The sequence below is a fragment of the Streptomyces sp. NPDC107528 genome (genome assembly GCF_055639295.1).
Genome location: NZ_JBVKAV010000006.1, coordinates 93,315 through 109,696 on the forward strand (window position 1 = coordinate 93,315; position 16,382 = coordinate 109,696).

Annotated in this window: 17 protein-coding genes; 14 read left to right on the forward strand and 3 right to left on the reverse strand. The window is 70.3% G+C overall.

Annotation, left to right across the window (positions count from 1 at the left end; all coding sequences use genetic code 11):
- Positions 1 to 9: 9 nt before the first annotated feature.
- The 8 genes from ACZ7L5_RS20250 to ACZ7L5_RS20285 all read left to right on the forward strand — a co-directional run bounded on the left by ACZ7L5_RS20250 (position 10) and on the right by ACZ7L5_RS20285 (position 6,375).
- Positions 10 to 954, forward strand: a complete 945-nt coding sequence (locus tag ACZ7L5_RS20250; protein ID WP_471518197.1) for a type II secretion system F family protein — start codon at positions 10 to 12, stop codon at positions 952 to 954.
- Positions 955 to 988: 34 nt separating this feature from the next.
- Positions 989 to 1,903 (forward strand): DUF5936 domain-containing protein, encoded by a 915-nt coding sequence (locus ACZ7L5_RS20255; protein WP_471518198.1) that lies wholly within the window; start codon positions 989 to 991, stop codon positions 1,901 to 1,903.
- A gap of 13 nt (positions 1,904 to 1,916) precedes the next feature.
- Positions 1,917 to 3,461 (forward strand): sensor histidine kinase, encoded by a 1,545-nt coding sequence (locus ACZ7L5_RS20260; protein ID WP_471518199.1) that lies wholly within the window; start codon positions 1,917 to 1,919, stop codon positions 3,459 to 3,461.
- Complete coding sequence (locus ACZ7L5_RS20265; RefSeq protein ID WP_471518200.1) at positions 3,458 to 4,183, forward strand: response regulator; 726 nt, start codon at positions 3,458 to 3,460, stop codon at positions 4,181 to 4,183. Before ACZ7L5_RS20260 ends, ACZ7L5_RS20265 begins: the two co-directional genes overlap by 4 nt.
- 133 nt (positions 4,184 to 4,316) lie before the next feature.
- Complete coding sequence (locus ACZ7L5_RS20270) at positions 4,317 to 4,511, forward strand: Flp family type IVb pilin (RefSeq protein WP_328879591.1); 195 nt, start codon at positions 4,317 to 4,319, stop codon at positions 4,509 to 4,511.
- Positions 4,508 to 5,140, forward strand: coding sequence for a pilus assembly protein TadG-related protein (locus ACZ7L5_RS20275; RefSeq protein ID WP_471518201.1), 633 nt, complete (start codon positions 4,508 to 4,510; stop codon positions 5,138 to 5,140). The genes ACZ7L5_RS20270 and ACZ7L5_RS20275 overlap by 4 nt, the downstream gene beginning before the upstream one ends.
- A gap of 16 nt (positions 5,141 to 5,156) precedes the next feature.
- Entirely contained in the window at positions 5,157 to 5,738 is a 582-nt protein-coding gene (locus tag ACZ7L5_RS20280; RefSeq protein ID WP_471518202.1) for a hypothetical protein, read from the forward strand.
- 7 nt (positions 5,739 to 5,745) lie between these two features.
- Positions 5,746 to 6,375, forward strand: a complete 630-nt coding sequence (locus tag ACZ7L5_RS20285; protein ID WP_471518203.1) for an OmpA family protein — start codon at positions 5,746 to 5,748, stop codon at positions 6,373 to 6,375.
- A 60-nt stretch (positions 6,376 to 6,435) separates the two neighbouring features.
- Here ACZ7L5_RS20285 and ACZ7L5_RS20290 read toward each other — a convergent pair whose 3' ends face one another.
- The gene (locus ACZ7L5_RS20290) at positions 6,436 to 6,801 is read right to left on the reverse strand and encodes a DUF192 domain-containing protein (protein ID WP_471518204.1); all 366 of its coding nucleotides are present in this window, start codon (positions 6,799 to 6,801) and stop codon (positions 6,436 to 6,438) included.
- A gap of 61 nt (positions 6,802 to 6,862) precedes the next feature.
- Between ACZ7L5_RS20290 and ACZ7L5_RS20295 the strand changes: the two genes are divergently transcribed.
- The gene (locus ACZ7L5_RS20295; protein ID WP_471518205.1) at positions 6,863 to 7,741 is read left to right on the forward strand and encodes an LLM class flavin-dependent oxidoreductase; all 879 of its coding nucleotides are present in this window, start codon (positions 6,863 to 6,865) and stop codon (positions 7,739 to 7,741) included.
- 40 nt (positions 7,742 to 7,781) lie between these two features.
- Here the strand turns inward: ACZ7L5_RS20295 and ACZ7L5_RS20300 are convergent, their stop codons facing one another.
- The gene (locus ACZ7L5_RS20300; protein ID WP_471518206.1) at positions 7,782 to 8,279 is read right to left on the reverse strand and encodes a DinB family protein; all 498 of its coding nucleotides are present in this window, start codon (positions 8,277 to 8,279) and stop codon (positions 7,782 to 7,784) included.
- Positions 8,280 to 8,330: 51 nt separating this feature from the next.
- On the opposite strand from ACZ7L5_RS20300, the gene ACZ7L5_RS20305 reads away from it, so the two are divergent.
- Positions 8,331 to 9,116 carry a methyltransferase domain-containing protein gene (locus ACZ7L5_RS20305; RefSeq protein WP_471518207.1) on the forward strand — a complete coding sequence of 262 codons (786 nt, stop codon included), beginning with the start codon at positions 8,331 to 8,333 and terminating at the stop codon, positions 9,114 to 9,116.
- 17 nt (positions 9,117 to 9,133) lie between these two features.
- Here the strand turns inward: ACZ7L5_RS20305 and ACZ7L5_RS20310 are convergent, their stop codons facing one another.
- Positions 9,134 to 10,315, reverse strand: a complete 1,182-nt coding sequence (locus tag ACZ7L5_RS20310; protein ID WP_471518208.1) for a winged helix DNA-binding domain-containing protein — start codon at positions 10,313 to 10,315, stop codon at positions 9,134 to 9,136.
- Between the two features lie 956 nt (positions 10,316 to 11,271).
- Between ACZ7L5_RS20310 and ACZ7L5_RS20315 the strand changes: the two genes are divergently transcribed.
- From ACZ7L5_RS20315 to ACZ7L5_RS20330, 4 genes are all read left to right on the forward strand, one after another.
- Positions 11,272 to 12,045 (forward strand): isoprenyl transferase, encoded by a 774-nt coding sequence (locus ACZ7L5_RS20315; protein ID WP_471518209.1) that lies wholly within the window; start codon positions 11,272 to 11,274, stop codon positions 12,043 to 12,045.
- Between the two features lie 304 nt (positions 12,046 to 12,349).
- Complete coding sequence (locus ACZ7L5_RS20320) at positions 12,350 to 13,675, forward strand: PhoH family protein (protein ID WP_365061003.1); 1,326 nt, start codon at positions 12,350 to 12,352, stop codon at positions 13,673 to 13,675.
- Between the two features lie 418 nt (positions 13,676 to 14,093).
- Positions 14,094 to 14,789, forward strand: a complete 696-nt coding sequence (locus tag ACZ7L5_RS20325; RefSeq protein ID WP_471518210.1) for an aggregation-promoting factor C-terminal-like domain-containing protein — start codon at positions 14,094 to 14,096, stop codon at positions 14,787 to 14,789.
- Positions 14,790 to 14,933: 144 nt separating this feature from the next.
- Positions 14,934 to 16,361, forward strand: a complete 1,428-nt coding sequence (locus tag ACZ7L5_RS20330) for an AI-2E family transporter (RefSeq protein ID WP_471518211.1) — start codon at positions 14,934 to 14,936, stop codon at positions 16,359 to 16,361.
- Positions 16,362 to 16,382: the final 21 nt, after the last annotated feature.

Below are 16,382 nucleotides of genomic sequence, written 5' to 3' on the forward strand. Positions count from 1 at the left end.
ACCCCGCTGATGGACCTCCAGACCCGTATCACGCTCACGACCGGCGTCGTGCTGCTGACCTGCGCCCTGGCCGTGGCGGGCGTACACGTCCACGCCGCCGGCCGGGCCCAGCGCCAGGCCCTGGTCGAGCGTCTGACCTCCGTCGGCCAGATCACCGGAGGCGGGCGCCGGCGCCGCTTCGCCGACCTGGACCGCCGCCTGCGCCGCACGAAGCTGGGCAAGCGGCTGGAGTTGCGGCTGGTGGCGACGGGCCTGGACGTCACGCCGGGCGAGTTCTTCGTCTACATGCTGGCGACGGTCGCGGGCCTGTGGCTGGTCGGCCAGGCGACCCTGGCCCCCTTCTTCGGCCCGATCGCGGGCCTGCTGGGCGTCTGGGCTGCCTGGCAGTTCCTGAACTGGCAACGCCAGAAGCGCATCGAGCGGTTCATCAACCAACTCCCCGAACTGGCCCGCATCCTGGCGAACGCCGCCCACGCGGGCCTCGCCCTGCGCACCGCCATCGGCCTGGCCGCGGAGGAGCTGGAGGCCCCGGCGGGCGAGGAACTGGCCAAGGTCTCCAACCAGTTGGCGCTGGGTGCCTCGATGGACGACGCCCTCGGCGAGCTCGCGGAACGCCTCCCGTCCCGCGAACTGGTCGTCCTGGTCACCACGCTGGTCCTGTCCAACCGGGCCGGCGGCCAGGTGGTGAGCGCCCTGCGGAACCTGACGGAGACCCTGGAGGAGCGCAAGGAGACGCGACGCGAGGTCCGTACGCAGCTGTCCCAGGTGAGCATGACCTCGTACGCCGTCCCGGCGCTGGGAGTCGGGTCGCTGTTCCTGATGAACGGGGTGAAGGACGGGGCCCTGGACCGCATGACGGGCTCCCCGGTGGGCCAGGTGGCGGTGCTGATCGCGTTCGGACTGTATGCCGTGGGCTTCGTCCTGATCCGCCGCCTCTCGCGGATCGACGTCTGAGGCGCCTGGGCGCGGGAAGGGAGGACGACGGACCATGGGAATCGTACTCGGACTCGGACAACTGGGACTTGTACTGGCCCTGGTGATGGCCCTCAGCGTGTGGGGGATCTTCGCCGGCATCCGCATGTACCGCGCGGACGCCAGACTGCCCAGCGATCTCGCGCTGGCCCTGGAGATCGGCGCGACCCGCACCGGCGCCGTGGACTCGCTCATCGACCGCATGGGCATGCGCTACGCCCCCGCAGTACTGCGCCTGATGGGCCCGAAGCTGGTCGCCGAGTACCGCCGCAAGATCGACCTGGCGGGCAACCCCGGCGGCCTCACCATCGACCGCTATGCGGCCCGGCGCGCGGTGTACGGCTTCCTGGGCGCGGTCGGCTTCCTGGTGTTCCTGCTCCGGGGCCAGGTACTGGTCGCCCTGCTCCTGCTGGCGTTCGGCGCCTTCTGGACGGAGGTCGGCATCTGGTCGGCGATCCGGATCAGGAAGGACGAGATCGAACGCACCCTGCCCGACTTCCTGGACGTCCTGGCGGTGGTGGTCAGCGCGGGCCTGGGCTTCCGCCAGGCACTCGACAGGGTCGCGTCCAAGTACGAGGGCCCCTGGGCGGACGAACTGCGCATCACCCTGCGCCAGATGGACCTCGGCATGAGCCGCCGCCAGGCCTTCGCGGAACTGCGTCGCCGCAACGACTCCGAACAGGTGGCGATGTTCGTGACGGCGCTCCAGCAGGGCGAGGAACTGGGCGCGCCGATCGTCGACACGCTGGTCGCCCTCGCCAAGGACATGCGCCGCACCGACGCCCAGAACGCCCGCCGGAAGGCGGCCAGGGCGGTGCCGCGCGCCACGCTGATGATCACGACGTTCATGGTGCCGGCCACGATGATCCTGCTGGGGGCGGGACTGCTGTTGGGGTCCGGGACGGACTTCGGGTCGTTGACGGGGGAGTAGGGGGGAGGGCTGTATGGCGGGCATGCCGGTGAGGATGCGCGGGGCCACGGGCGTGGGGACGGGCCCGGGCGTGGGGACGGGCCCGGGCGTGGGGACGGGCACGGGCCGGGGCGTGGGGACGGGCACGGGCCGGGGCGTGGGGGCGGGGCAAGGGGCGCCGGCTGCGGCGCCGGGCTTTGCGCTCCCGCTGCGGCGCCGCTGGAAGTCGCGCCTGTCCTGCCTGTTCCGCCTGTCCAGCCAGTCCGTCCAGTCCCGCCTGTCCCGTCCGTCCCGGGCCGCCGGGGAGCGCGTGCCCTCCGCCGCAATTCCCCTCCAGATAAACGCCCTCCAGGCGTTGTGCCGCCAGGTCTTCGGCTTCCGCCTCGCCATGATCGCCCTCGCCGCACCTGCGGCCCTGCTCAACGCGATGCCGGGCGTGGGAACCCGTCTGATGGGCGCGGCGGTCGTGGTCACGTTCATGGGCTCGTACGCCCTGTTCCGCGACTGGGAACGCTTCGGCCCGCTCCTCCTGCGCCACCCCACCCTCCTGGCGGTGGACACCCTCTTCACCGCCCTCCTCCTCATCTCCGCGGGCCCCGACACCACGCTGGCCTACGTCAGCGTCTGCACGCCCCTGCTCGCCGGCATCGTCTACGGCTACCGGGGCGCTGCGGTGTTCGCGAGCGTGCAGTCGCTGATCCTGCTGCTGGCCTACGCCATCAACAAGGAGGCGCAGGCGGGCAGCGGCCTGGCGGAGAAGCTCCTCCTCCCGGGCCTGTGCGTCATCACGGGCGCGCTCGGCTCGTCGCTGCGTAACCTCATGCTCCGCTTCGGCACGGCCACGCAGGCACTGACGACGATCCAGGCGCGGCTGGCGGTGACCGAGGCGGTCGGCGCGGAACGGGCCCGCCTGGCCCGCGAGATGCACGACTCGGTGGCGAAGACACTGCACGGCGTGGCGCTGGCGGCGGACGGCCTGGCGCTCTTGGCGGCGTCGGCGTCGATGGACCCGGCCCGCGTCAGCCGGCAGGCCGAACTGGTGGCCCGCGCGGCACGCCGAGCCGCCGCGGAGTCCCGGGAACTCCTGGCGGACCTGCGCCGCGAGTCCGACCCGGACCACGCGACAGACATCACGCCGGAACTGGCCGCCCGTACCGAGGCGTTCACGAAGCGCACGGGCATGACAGCCACGTACGCCACTCTGGGGGAGGCCGCCCGCACCGCCCTCCCGGTGCCACCGGCGATCGCCCGCCACCTCCTCACCATCACCGAGGAGGCCATGGAGAACGCCCACCGTCACGCGGCCGCGACCCGGGTCGACGTACGAGCGGGCGTGCGGGCGGGCGCACGGGGCGAGGTGCTGTGCCTGACGGTCCAGGACGACGGTCAGGGCCTGCCCCCCGGCACGGCACTCGAACACCTCCGCCGCTCGGGCCACTTCGGCCTGATCGGCATGGCCGAACGAGCCGCCGCGATAGGAGCAGGCATCCACATCGGCAAGGGCACCCACGCGCGCGGCACGGAGGTCCGCCTCGCACTCCCGCTGGCGGCCCTGACGACGACAAAGGCGACCCCATGAACACCCCCCTCCGGCTAGTGGTGGCAGACGACAACCCGGTGGTCCGAGCGGGCCTGACGGCTCTCCTCTCCACCCACGTGGACATAACGGTGGTGGCCGAGGCGGCGAACGGCCAGGAGGCCCAGGAAGCGGCCCGCCGCCACCGCCCCGACGTGATCCTCCTCGACGTCCGGATGCCCGGTACGGACGGCATCACGGCCCTCCCGCACCTGGTCGGCATCGCCCCGGTGATGATGCTGACCTACAGCGGGGAGTCGGAGACGGTCCGCGAAGCCCTGCGTCTCGGCGCCGCCGGCTATCTGGTCCACGGTGAGTTCACGACGGACGAACTGGTGGCGGCTGTGCGGGACATCGAGCGGGGCGGAGGGTCGACGGAGCCCAGGCTCACCGCCACAGCAGCGGCTTCACTCGCGCAAGCAAACGCCGAACTCCCAACTGGGACAGGGAATTCCGCGGAACCGCTTTCGCAAGTGCAACCTATTGTGGGACAGTCGTCGTCGTATCGGTCACGGTTCCGGCTGAGCAGGAGGGAGGCGGAGATCATGGACCTCATCGCATCCGGTATGAACAACCAGCAGATCGCCGCCGCCTGCTTCATCAGCGAGAAGACGGTCAAGAACCACATCAACCGCATCTTCGCCAAACTCCACAGCAGCAGTCGCGGGGAGGCTGCGGCCAAGTGGCTGGGGACGGCGCCGGGTTCACACCCAGGACGGGGATGAGCGGCGATGCTGCGACGGCGGTTTTCGGCCGAGGCCTGGAATTGGGTCCTGGGACCCTCTGGTGTTCGGGGTGTTCGCGCTTACTTTTCTCCTGAGACTTCTCACAGGACTTGCGTGCCCAGAGGGGAACACCATGAGCAACTGGATCAACACCACCGTCGAGTACTTGCGCTCCCGTGCCGTGCGCGACGACAAGGGGCAGACGGCGGTGGAGTATCTGGGGATCATCGCGGTGGTGGTGGCGATTGTGTTGGCCATTACGGGGACGGACATCGGGCAGACGATCTACGACGCGATTGTGGAGCAGATCGACGAACTCACCGGATGATCAGGCGCTGTACCTTCGGCGACGCTGGGCAGGCCTTCCCCATCTACATCACGGTGGTGGGGGGCCTGCTCTTTCTCGCGTTCGCCTACCTTGCGGTCGGCCAGGCAGCGGCGAATCGGAACGGCGCCCAAACGGCCGCCGATGCGGCGGCGCTGGCGGCAGCGCAGGAGTCCCGGGATCAACTCGCGGGGGACTGGCTGGAGGTCGTGGGCGATCCGACAAAGTGGCAGGACATCCTTGACGGCGACACTGAACTGGTCGACGGATGCTGGCGGGCCTACGAACTGGCGGCCCAGAACGACGCCGACGTCCAAGGCTGTGGGCCGGCGGAGCCGTTGGGCTACACGGTGGATGTCGAAACCGACAAGTCCGTCGGCGACTCGATCGTCCCCGGCACGGAGGACTTCAAGTCGACGGCGTCAGCCACTGCCGTGATCGAGCCTCGCTGCACGTTCGATCTCCCCGGAGAGGGCGGCGACGACGGTGACGGGAACGACACACTGCCGCTGCCACAACTCACGTGCGACGACACGGACTGGGACGTGGACCCGGAGGACCCGACCACTCTTCCGGCCCCCGAGGACCTCTTCGACGTCCATCTGGCCGACTCACAGGCGAACGACGAGTGACGAAGGAAGCAGAGGCATGAGCATTCGGTTCACGACGAAGGCCCGCAGGGGGATGGTCGCGTTGACCGCCGTGGCCGGACTGGCCCTCGGAGTGGCCGGCTGTGGAGGGGGAGGCGGCGACGACGACAAGAAGCCGGAGACGTCGGCGTCAGCCTCCAAGGGCGGCGGGTCCAATCCGAGTGCTCAAGAGGGAGCCGATGACCTCCTTGCCGAGCTCAAGGGCGAGGACGGTCTGATCCTCAGGATCACCTCTGCTCGGCGCGACTCCGGTGGGTTCGTCACCGTGAGCGGCGAAATGAAGAACGACGGCGACGAGGCGGCCCGCGTGTCGGCGCGTACTTCGGGTGACGAGACCGAGATCGTCAGGCACGGAACATCGCTGGGCGGAGCAACGCTCGTCGACTCGGCCAGCAAGAAGCGGTACTACGTGCTGCGTGACACTGATGGCCGTCCCCTGACGACGACGAGCATGCCGCGTATCAAGCCTGGCGGTTCCATTCCTGTGTTCATGCAGTTCCCGGCCCCGCCCACAAGTACAGGCGAGGTCAGCTTCCAACTGCCGACCTTCGCGTCCGCCACCATCCAGATCTCCGGGTGAGGCACCCATGACTCGCACCCCCCGCCTCCCCCTCACCCTCACCGCAGCCACCCTCCTGGTCGCCACCAACCTCCTCGGCGCCACAACAGCCGACGCCGCCGACGACCCCAGCGTCCCCCCGGGTACCGAAGCCACGGCCACCGCCCCCGTAGAGGTGGACGCCAACGACCCCGACCTCAAGCTCCCCGAAGGGGCGACGCTCGCCGAGGCCAAGGTGCTGGACATCAAGCAGGTGGTCGAGGACCAGGCCGGCGAGGAACGCCGGGAGGACACGAACTCGGACGTGAAGTTCGCGCTGCAGGCCGAGGTCCTCTTCCCCAAGGACAGCGCGAAGCTGACCGGTGAGGCCAAGGCCCGTATCTCGGAGATCGCCGAGGAGATCAAGACCCAGAACGCCACCCGCATCCGTGTCTTCGGCTTCACCGACAACCTGGGCTCCTCCGCCCACGGCGACGTCCTGTCCAGGAAGCGCGCGAACGCCGTACAGGGCGTCCTGGAGTCGGAGCTGACCGACTCCACGGTCACCTACGAGGTACGCGGCTACGGCGAGCAGTACCCGATCTCCTCGAACGCGACGGAGTCGGGCCGCAAGAAGAACCGACGGGTGGAGGTGTCCTTCCCGCGCACGGACAACTGACCCGGCGCGGGGGAGTCACCCCAACCACAGTCACCCCACCCGGAGCCACCCCACCCACACCTACACCTCGACGGTCACCCGCACCCCCACCCGCACCCCCCACCCGGCCATGGCCCCGGCCTCCGCCTCCAGCACATGGCGTGAACGAAGTCGGGGCCGGCCCAGCCGCCCCGGTGGCATGGTGCGCACGGCGATGACGTTCAGCCGTCGGTCGAGATAGGCGACGTCGATGGGCATGCGCATCCGGAAGGTATGCACGCTGCCTGCCGGCGTGAGCAGCATCGCCCCGTCGAGGGAATCCCGGCCCAGCAGCCCCTTCGTACGGGCTCGATAGGACGCGGCGATTTCCAGGGGCACCGGGACGACATCCCCCCGCTCCCCGTGAACGACCAGCGTTCCCCAGCCGTCCCGCCACCGCCGCCCCATCCCCAGCCACCTCCTGGATTTCCTGTTGTCCGGCGAGTGCTACCCGGGTAGGAAAGGCCTCATGACCGGACTAGGCGCAATCTTCCGCCCCCAACTCGCCCCCGAGCGACTCCGTTCCGTCGCCCGCATCGCGGACGAGGCAGGTCTCGAAGAGCTCTGGCTCTGGGAGGACTGCTTCCGGGAGGGCGGGATCTCCACCGCGGCGGCCGCGCTCGCCTGGACCGAGCGGGTCAAGGTCGGCATCGGGCTGCTGCCCGTCCCGTTGCGGAACGTCGCCATCACCGCCATGGAAGCCGCCTCGCTGCACCGGATGTTCCCGGGACGGCCGATCCTCGCCCTCGGACACGGTGTGCAGGACTGGATGGGGCAGGTCGGGGCTCGGGCCGAGTCGCCGGTGACGCTGTTGCGCGAGCATCTCGTCGCCCTGCGCGCCCTGCTCGGCGGGGAGACGGTCACTACCGATGGGCGGTACGTCAAGCTCGACGGCGTCGCCCTCGACTGGCCGCCCGCCGGGCCGGCGCCCGTCATCGCCGGCGTCACCGGGCCTCGCTCGCTGCGGCTCGCCGGTGAGGCGGCCGACGGGACGCTGCTCACCGCCTCGACCTCGCCCGAGGGGGTGAGGAAGGCGCGGCAGCTCATCGAGGAGGGGAGGGACGCGGCGGGCCGTACCGGCGACGAGCCGCACCAGGTCGTCGTCTACCTCCTGACCGCCACCGGCCCCGACGGGCCCGCCCGGCTCAAGGCCGAGCTCGAAGCCGAGGGGGACGGTGCCGTCCCCGGTCTCGGCGTCGCCGGAGACGCCGGCACCGTCGCGAAGGCCGTCCAGCGGCTCGCGGACGCCGGTGCGGACACCGTGGTCCTGCAGCCGACCGGGGACGAGCCCGACCCGGAGGGGTTCGTGCGGTTCGCGGCGGAGGAAGTGCGGCCGTTGGTGCCGTGAGAGTCGACGCGGGCGAGGGTGCGAGGGGGGCTTGGGGGGCTCACGCCGGCCGCTGATCCCCCGTCGCCCCGTCGATCAGCTCCCGCACGATGTCCATGTGACCCATGTGCCGTGCCGTCTCCTCGATCATGTGGACCAGCACCCACCGCAGCGACACTGCCTCTCCCCGCCACGCCGGCTGCCCCAAATCCGTCAGCGGCCGCTCGGCGATCACGCGGTCGGCGGCGGCGCGCGCACGGCCGTAGAACTCGACGATCTGCTGTGTCGTCTCGCCCTGGTCGGCTGCCATGTCCTCGGCGCTGTAGGGGTCGAACCACAGGGGTTCGACCTCGCCGCCGAAGGTCGAGACGAACCAGCCGTACTCCACCGAGCCGAGGTGTTTGACCAGGCCCAGCAGGCTCGTGCCGGACGGGGTCATCGGGCGGCGCAGCTGCTCGTCGTCCAGGCCCTCCAGCTTCCACAGCACAGCGTCCCGGTGGTGGTCGAGGCTCGCCCGGAGTGTTTCCTTCTCGCCTGCCGTGTACGTCGAGTTCGTCATGGCGCCGAAAACTAGCAGCGGCCACTGACAGGGCCCTGCGATCATCGCGGCATGGGACAGGACAGCAGGTCGTTCGAGGAGCTCGTCGCCGAGGGCGCGGCCGTGCCCACCGAGGGCTGGGACTTCTCCTGGTTCGAGGGGCGGGCCACCGAGGCGCGGCCCAGCTGGGGGTATGCCGTCTCCCTGGCCGACCGGCTGGCCGGCGCGACCGCCGCGCTCGACCTCCAGACCGGGGGCGGGGAGGTGCTGGACTTCGCCCTCGGCCGGGCCCCGAAGGCCCCGCCGCTCACCGTCGCCACCGAGGGCTGGCCGCCGAACGTCGCCAAGGCCACCGCCCTGCTCGCCGCCCGCGGCGTCGCGGTCGTCGCCTCGCCCGAGGACGCCCCGTTCCCGTTCGCCGACGGGGCCTTCGACCTCGTCACGAGCCGGCACCCGGTGCGGGCCCACTGGCCGGAGATCTCCCGCGTGCTCCGGCCCGGCGGCACGTACTTCGCCCAGCACGTCGGTCCCCACAGCGTCTTCGAGGTGGTCGAGTACTTCCTGGGGTCCCAGCCCGACGAGGTCCGCAGCGGCCGCCACCCCGACCGGGAACGCGCCGACGCCGAGGCCGCCGACCTGGACATCGTCGATCTGCGCGCGGAGGAACTCCGCATGGAGTTCCGCGACATCGCAGCCGTCGTGCACTTTCTGCGGAAGGTGGTGTGGATGGTCCCCGGCTTCACCGTCGAGGCGTACCGGCCGCACCTGCGCGCCCTGCACGAGCGGATCGAGTCCGAGGGCCCCTTCGTCGCGCACAGCACCCGCCACCTCTTCGAGGCCCGCAAGCCCGGCGTCTGAGCCGCCAGGCGGGACATTCACGCATGCGGTCCGACGGTCACCTTCCCGACCACCAACTCCGCTTTCGCCTCCAGCACTTCCCCCACCCGCTCCACCTGCTCGCCCAGCTCCCGCTCCTGCCGTGCCGTCAGACGCCGCCCGGTCAGCTCCACCGTCACCGTCGTCCGACGGCCCGAGCGCCGCTGGTGCCAGACACCGGCCACCACCCCGTCCACCAGCAGCACCGGAAAGTTCCCCGCCTGCCCGCCCGCGAGCGCCCGCCGGTACGCCTCTGCGGGGAACAACGTCTGCCGCGGCTGTGCGGCGATGGCGTAAGCGTCGAAGTAGGGCAGCAGCCGCACGCCACGCACCTTCTCCGCCGGAAACTCCACGTCACCCGCCGCCACCCAGGCCGCCGCCCCTTCGAACGACACCTCCTCGACCTCCCCGGCCCCCGCCAGCTCCCCGAACAGCGCCACCGCCCAACCCGCGGGCGCAGCCAGCCACTTGGCGAAGTGCTGCGGCGTCGCCGGGCCGTACGCGCGCAGATACCGCCTGACGAGCTCCCGCAGCGCCTCCTCGCCCGCCGGCCCCGGGCCGGGTACCGGTCCGACCCCCCGCGGCCGGGTGTACGTCACCTTCCGTCCCCGGTTCGGGCCGAAGCACAGGGCGCCCGACTGGCCGGCCCGGTGCATGACTTGCCGCCAGCGCGGCCACAGGTCCTGGAAGGCGGGCATCACCCGGTCCCCGGCCCACGGACCCGTGCGCGCCACGACCTCCTCGCTCAGTTCCTCCACGGTCAGGCACACCCCGTCGAGGGCGTCCCCGATCGCGGCCACGATCTGCTCCGCCTGCTCCTCCGTCACAGCGATGTCCGGCGGGAAGGGGCTCGGGCCCGTCGGAATCGCGCTCAGCGCGCCACACCACAGCGGCAACTCGGCGGCGGGCAGCAGATGCACGGTTCCGCGCGGACCGAACGTCTTCACCAGCGAGCGGTCCTCCCAGAGCGCGGCCCGTACGTCGGCCCGCGTCACCCCGTAAGCCCGTACGCCCACCGACACCTCGGCCGCGGACAGCACCTGCGCGTGCGCGCCCAGCATCGCCCCCACCACATCGGCGACCGGCGTGCCGTGCGCGGCGGGACGTGCCAGGAACTGCCGCTCCGTACGCCGTGCGCTCGCCTCGTCCCACGTGATGGTCCTGCTCGCGTTCGCTGTCATGACGGCGACGTTAGGCCGGATGTAGGCCAGAGACTGTCCGCTGGGGGGCGCCCGAGGAACATCCGAGGGCACGTGGGGCACGTGGGGTGCAAACCGTGCATCCGTGAGCAAACATGCGCCGCCCCCTGCGCATCCAAGGAACCCACACCTTTTCACATTGTTATGGGGGCCGACTCGATTTCCTCACACCTCTCGCGTAAGTTCAGACCAAGGTAATTCGCGTAAGCAAAGCTGCGCGGCGGCACCGCGCAGTGGAGGGGGCTGCGCGGTGTCGTGCCCCCGTAAGTGCCCCTGCTGGACGCGTGTCGCGTTGAAGCCGCACCCCGTTCCGCAGTCCCGTGCGCCGTCAAGCCGACGTTCGCGGCCGGGGTCACTCAGGCGGGGGAAGCGGGGACAAGTCGCACGGCGAGTTGCAAGATGCTGCAAACCCTATGGATCCAGCCACTTTCCACCCGTTTCCCCTGGGAATCCGCTCCTGCCAGGCCATGAATCGGCCACAAAAAGGCCCGCTCGCGGCTACCGGGCCGTCGCCGAGCGACTTCGGAGAGTAGTTGTGGCACGCCGATGCACGCAGCATCACTTACGAAGGGTTATGGTGGAAACCCCCCCTCGGGCCGGTCCGTCTCCCCCCCACGGACCGGCCCGTTTTTTGTTCGCGCAGGGGGTGCATCCCGATGCCGATGACTGCACCCACCTAGAGGGGCGCGGGGCTGTGTCGATATGCGGCTCCGCCGCGTGGGCGCGACCAGCCCCCACCCGCCCGCAGCCGCCGACGGCGCACGGACACCCCCCACCCAAGGCGCCCCCGACGCACCCGCACCCGTAAACACGGCCCAAGCCCCGCAGGGGTACGCTTCGCCGGTAGGGGACCGCCATACGGACAGGAACCGCCCTCGCCTGCGCCGCGCGCAGCGCCCGCGCGCCTGTCCGATCCGTACGGAGGGGCTGACAATCACGTGAACCTGCGCGACAAGCTGCGCGGCCTGCTGGTCAGGCTGTACGCACGCCGGGTGGAGGGCCACCTGGACCACGCTCAGGTGCCCAAGCACATCGGCGTGATCATGGACGGCAACCGGCGCTGGGCGAAGGCGGCGGGCTCCTCCACCGTGCACGGCCACCGGGCCGGTGCCGAGAAGATCGAGGAGTTCCTCGGCTGGTGCAGCGAGACGGACGTCGAGGTCGTCACCCTCTGGCTGCTGTCGACGGACAACTTCGACCGGCCCCAGGACGAGCTCGGCCCGCTCCTCGGGATCATCGAGGACGTCGTCCGCACCCTCGCCGCCGACGGGCGCTGGCGCGTGCACCACGTGGGCACGCCCGACCTGCTGCCGTCCGGGATGCAGACCAGCCTCAAGGAGGCCGAGGAGGCCACCGCACACATCGACGGGATACTGGTCAACGTCGCCATCGGCTACGGCGGCCGCCAGGAGATCGCCGACGCCGTGCGCTCCATGATCGTCGACGCCCACGACAGGGGCACCTCGATGGAGAACCTGGCCGAGTCCGTCAGCGTCGACCTGATCGGCAGCCACCTCTACACCGGCGACCAGCCCGACCCCGACCTCGTGATCCGTACCAGCGGTGAGCAGCGGTTGTCCGGTTTCATGCTGTGGCAGACGGCCCATTCCGAGTACTACTTCTGTGAAGTCTTCTGGCCGGCCTTCCGCAAGGTGGACTTCCTGCGCGCTCTGCGCGACTACGCCGCCCGTCACCGGCGCTACGGCGGCTGAGGGACATATCCCCGGCGGGACGGAAGTAACAAGGAGTTCACCAGCGCGCCGTCATATGCGTCGGCATGGCATCGCACGTTCGAGGGCATAAGGCAAGCAGGTCGACACCCGAACCACGGGTGTCGTATCTCAGCGGACGGCACGGGGCCGTCCGCCCGGGAGGCCCTTTGCACCAGCCCCACCGTGCGGTCACGGCACGGAAGAAGACGCGGGGGGCCGGTTTTCGGCCCGTGCAGAGCGGCCGACGACCGGTCCAGCTCCACTCCGTCGCTCCCCGACCTCATCCGAGGGGGTACGTCCTTCCGTGGTGACCAGCACAAAGCGCCACAAGCCCGACCGGCGCACCTACGTTCTCGACACCAGCGTCCTGCTGGCCGACCCGAACGCCCTGAACCGCTTCGACGAGCACGAGGTCGTGCTCCCCATCGTCGTGGTGACGGAACTGGAGGCCAAGAGGCACCATCCCGAACTCGGCTACTTCGCCCGGCAGGCACTGCGTCTGCTCGACGAGTTCCGGGTGAAGCATGGCCGTCTCGACGCCCCCATTCCGATCGGGGACCTCGGCGGGACCGTCCGTGTCGAGCTCAACCACTCGGACCCCAGCGTTCTGCCGACCGGCTACCGCCTGGGGGACAACGACTCCCGCATCCTCGCGGTCGCCCGCAATCTGCAGGCCGAGGGGTTCGACGTCACCGTCGTGTCGAAGGACCTGCCGCTCAGGATCAAGGCCTCGTCCGTCGGCCTCCTCGCGGAGGAGTACCGCGCCGAACTCGCCATCACGGACTCCTCCGGCTGGACCGGAATGTCCGAACTGACGCTGCCGGGCGAACAGGTGGACATCCTCTTCGAGGAGGGGCACGTCTTCGTGCCCGAGGCCGCCGGCATGCCCGTGCACACCGGCCTGACGATCCACTCCGAGCGCGGCAACGCGCTCGGCCGGGTCACGCCCGAGGGCAACGTCAGGCTGGTGCGCGGCGACCGGGAGGCGTTCGGCATCAAGGGCCGCAGCGCCGAGCAGCGGATCGCGCTGGACCTGCTGCTCGACCCGGACGTCGGGATCGTGTCCATGGGCGGCCGGGCCGGCACCGGCAAGTCGGCGCTGGCCCTGTGCGCCGGTCTGGAGGCGGTGCTGGAGCGCCGTCAGCACCAGAAGGTGATGGTCTTCCGGCCGCTGTACGCGGTGGGCGGGCAGGAGCTCGGCTATCTGCCCGGCAGCGAGGCCGAGAAGATGAGCCCCTGGGCGCAGGCGGTCTTCGACACGCTGTCGGCCGTCACCAGCCGCGAGGTCATCGAAGAGGTCACCGCGCGGGGGATGCTGGAGGTGCTGCCTCTCACGCACATCCGCGGGCGCTCGCTGCACGACGCGTTCGTGATCGTGGACGAGGCGCAGTCCCTGGAAAGGAATGTCCTGCTGACCGTTCTGTCCCGAATCGGGGCCAACTCGCGGGTGGTTCTGACCCACGACGTGGCCCAGCGGGACAATCTCAGGGTCGGGCGCTACGACGGCGTGGTCGCCGTCGTGGAGAAGCTGAAGGGGCATCCGCTCTTCGCCCACGTCACGCTGACGCGGTCCGAGAGGTCCCAGATCGCTGCCCTTGTGACCGAAATGCTGGAGGACGGGCAGATCTGACCGAAGTGCTCAACTTGCGGTAGCTACTCGTTGGTTGGCGCCGTCCGGAAAGGCAGTGAGCCTATCCGGGCGGCGCCTCGGCGTGTGCGGCTTTCCGTAAAACGCCTGGGACAAACGAGGTGTGAGCTTTCACACGCAACACAGAATTGCCTTGCGGCGTCGGGGTACGGCAGAGTCTCACTCCTGTCAGGCCCCGCATACGACACACCTGTACCCCCAGCGGTACGGCACCACAGCAACACCACAGCCAACTCCATAGCGTCGTCGTATGCCGCCCGAGTCTTCACGCGGCGCTCCTCGCAAGGGAGTTGCCCACCGGGTCCGAGCCTCCCGTGACCCCGCAGTTGGGAGGCCAGAGCCAGGGGCACGATTGCGTCCGCCAGGGTCACCGAAGCGGGCGATGCTGGAAGGAAACCGTGTGAGTCCGATTTCGGTCAGGGGATTCGCAGTGGCGTCGGCCACCGCGGTCACCGCTGTCGGAAGCGTCGTCGGCGTTGCCTCGGGCAGCACCGCGCAGAACAACGACGCCGAAGCGACGGCTGCTGCCGATTCGACGCTCCTCGCGGACATACCCGCGGGCCAGCAGGCCCAGGTGCAGATCGAGTCCATGTCGGCGCAGGCCGACGTCCAGGCCATCGCCGCGGACGCGAGCGCCAAGAAGGGTGCTGAGGAAGCCGCCCGCAAGGCTGCCGCCCAGACCGCGATCGACAAGAAGAAGGCCGCCGAGAAGGCAGAGAAGGCGGCGCAGGAAGCCAAGGAGCGCGAAGAGGCCGAGGCGAAGGCCTCCCGATCCTCCTCCGACTTCCCCGTCCAGGGCTCGTACAGCATCGCGCAGATCCAGTCGATGGCGCGCCAGATGGTGCCGAGCGGCCAGTTCCAGTGCTTCAGCAACATCGTGGACCACGAGTCCGACTGGAACTACAAGGCCGTCAACCCCTCCTCGGGTGCCTACGGCCTCTTCCAGGCCCTGCCCGGTTCGAAGATGTCGTCCGTCGGCGCGGACTGGCAGACGAACCCGGCCACCCAGATCAAGTGGGGCCTCAACTACATGAACGACCGCTACGGCAGTCCCTGCGACGCCTGGTCCTTCTGGCAGGCCAACAACTGGTACTGAGCCGGCACCGCCGCTCAACCTTCGCGCAGCCCCTCACCGTCTCTTGGTGAGGGGCTTTCGCGCTTCCCCGTGACTTGCCATGTACGGTCGGACGCAGCGACTCCAGGGGGAGTGGTGAGGAGAGACGGGGGAAGAGGACGGATCATGTCGCGAGTGCCAGGGTGGCTCGGTCGGCTCGGCGCCGGACTGACCGAGATGAGTGAGCGGTTGGACGAGCGCCGCGCCGCGGTGGAACGGGAGGACACCGAGCCCCGGCCGGAGCGGCGGACCGCCACGGCCGTAGTGTCCGACCCGGCCGCCGAGGACGTCCCGCCGCCGCGCGCCGACCACGTCCCACGGCCCCCCGACTACGCGCCCACCGCACCGCCGCCGCGGCCCGACCCGGCGCAGGTGGTGCCGTGGGGCGTACGGGTCGCCGCGGAGGCCGGCTGGCGGCTGCTGGTGCTCGCCGGCACGGTCTGGGTGCTGATGCGGGTCATCAGCGCCGTGCAACTCGTCGTCCTGGCCTTCGTCATCGCCCTGCTCCTCACCGCGCTGATGCAGCCCTCGGTGGCGTGGCTGACCCGGCGTCGCGTGCCGCGCGGGCCCGCCACCGCCCTGACCGCGATCCTCGGGTTCGTCGTCATCGGGCTGATGGGCTGGTTCGTGACCTGGCAGGTCATGGAGAACATCGACAACCTCTCCGACCAGGTCCAGGACGGCATCGACGAGCTGCGCAACTGGCTGCTCAACAGCCCCTTCCACGTCACCGACAAGCAGGTCAACGAGATCGCCGAGAACCTCCGGGAGGCGATCGGCGCCAACACCGACGAGATCACCTCGGCCGGGCTCGAAGGCGTCACGGTCGTCGTCGAGGCCCTCACCGGCATTCTGCTGGCCGCGTTCTCGACGCTCTTCCTGCTCTACGACGGCAAGCGCATCTGGCACTGGACGCTGAAGCTGGTGCCCGCCGCGGCCCGTCCGGGTGTCGCCGGCGCCGGCCCGCGCGCGTGGGCGACGCTCACCGCGTATGTGCGCGGCACCATGCTCGTCGCCCTGATCGACGCCGTCTTCATCGGCATCGGCATCTACTTCCTCGATGTGCCGATGGCCGTGCCGCTGGCCGTCTTCATCTTCCTGTTCTCCTTCATCCCGCTCGTCGGCGCGGTGGCCTCCGGCGCCCTGGCCGTGGTCGTGGCGCTGGTGACGCAGGGCGTCTTCACGGCGGTGATGACCCTCGCCGTCGTCCTGGCCGTCCAGCAGATCGAGGGCCACATCCTGCAGCCGTTCATCCTCGGACGCGCGGTCCGTGTCCACCCGCTGGCGGTCGTGCTGTCGGTGGCGGCCGGCGGCATGGTCGCGGGGATCGGTGGCGCGGTGGTGGCCGTACCGCTGGTGGCCGTGTCGAACACGATCGTGGGGTATCTGCGGGCGTATTCGCAGGAGTCGGTACCGGGCAAGGAGGCTGTGCCGCAGCCGGCCCGTCCAGCGCTCGAGGACGAGCCCGTTCAGGCCGAAGCGGCGGGGCCCGGGGACGCAGCCCCCGGGACCGACGGCCCCGCCAACGCAGAGGACCCCGCCCACACGGGGTGAGCGGGGTCCACGGGGCAACGG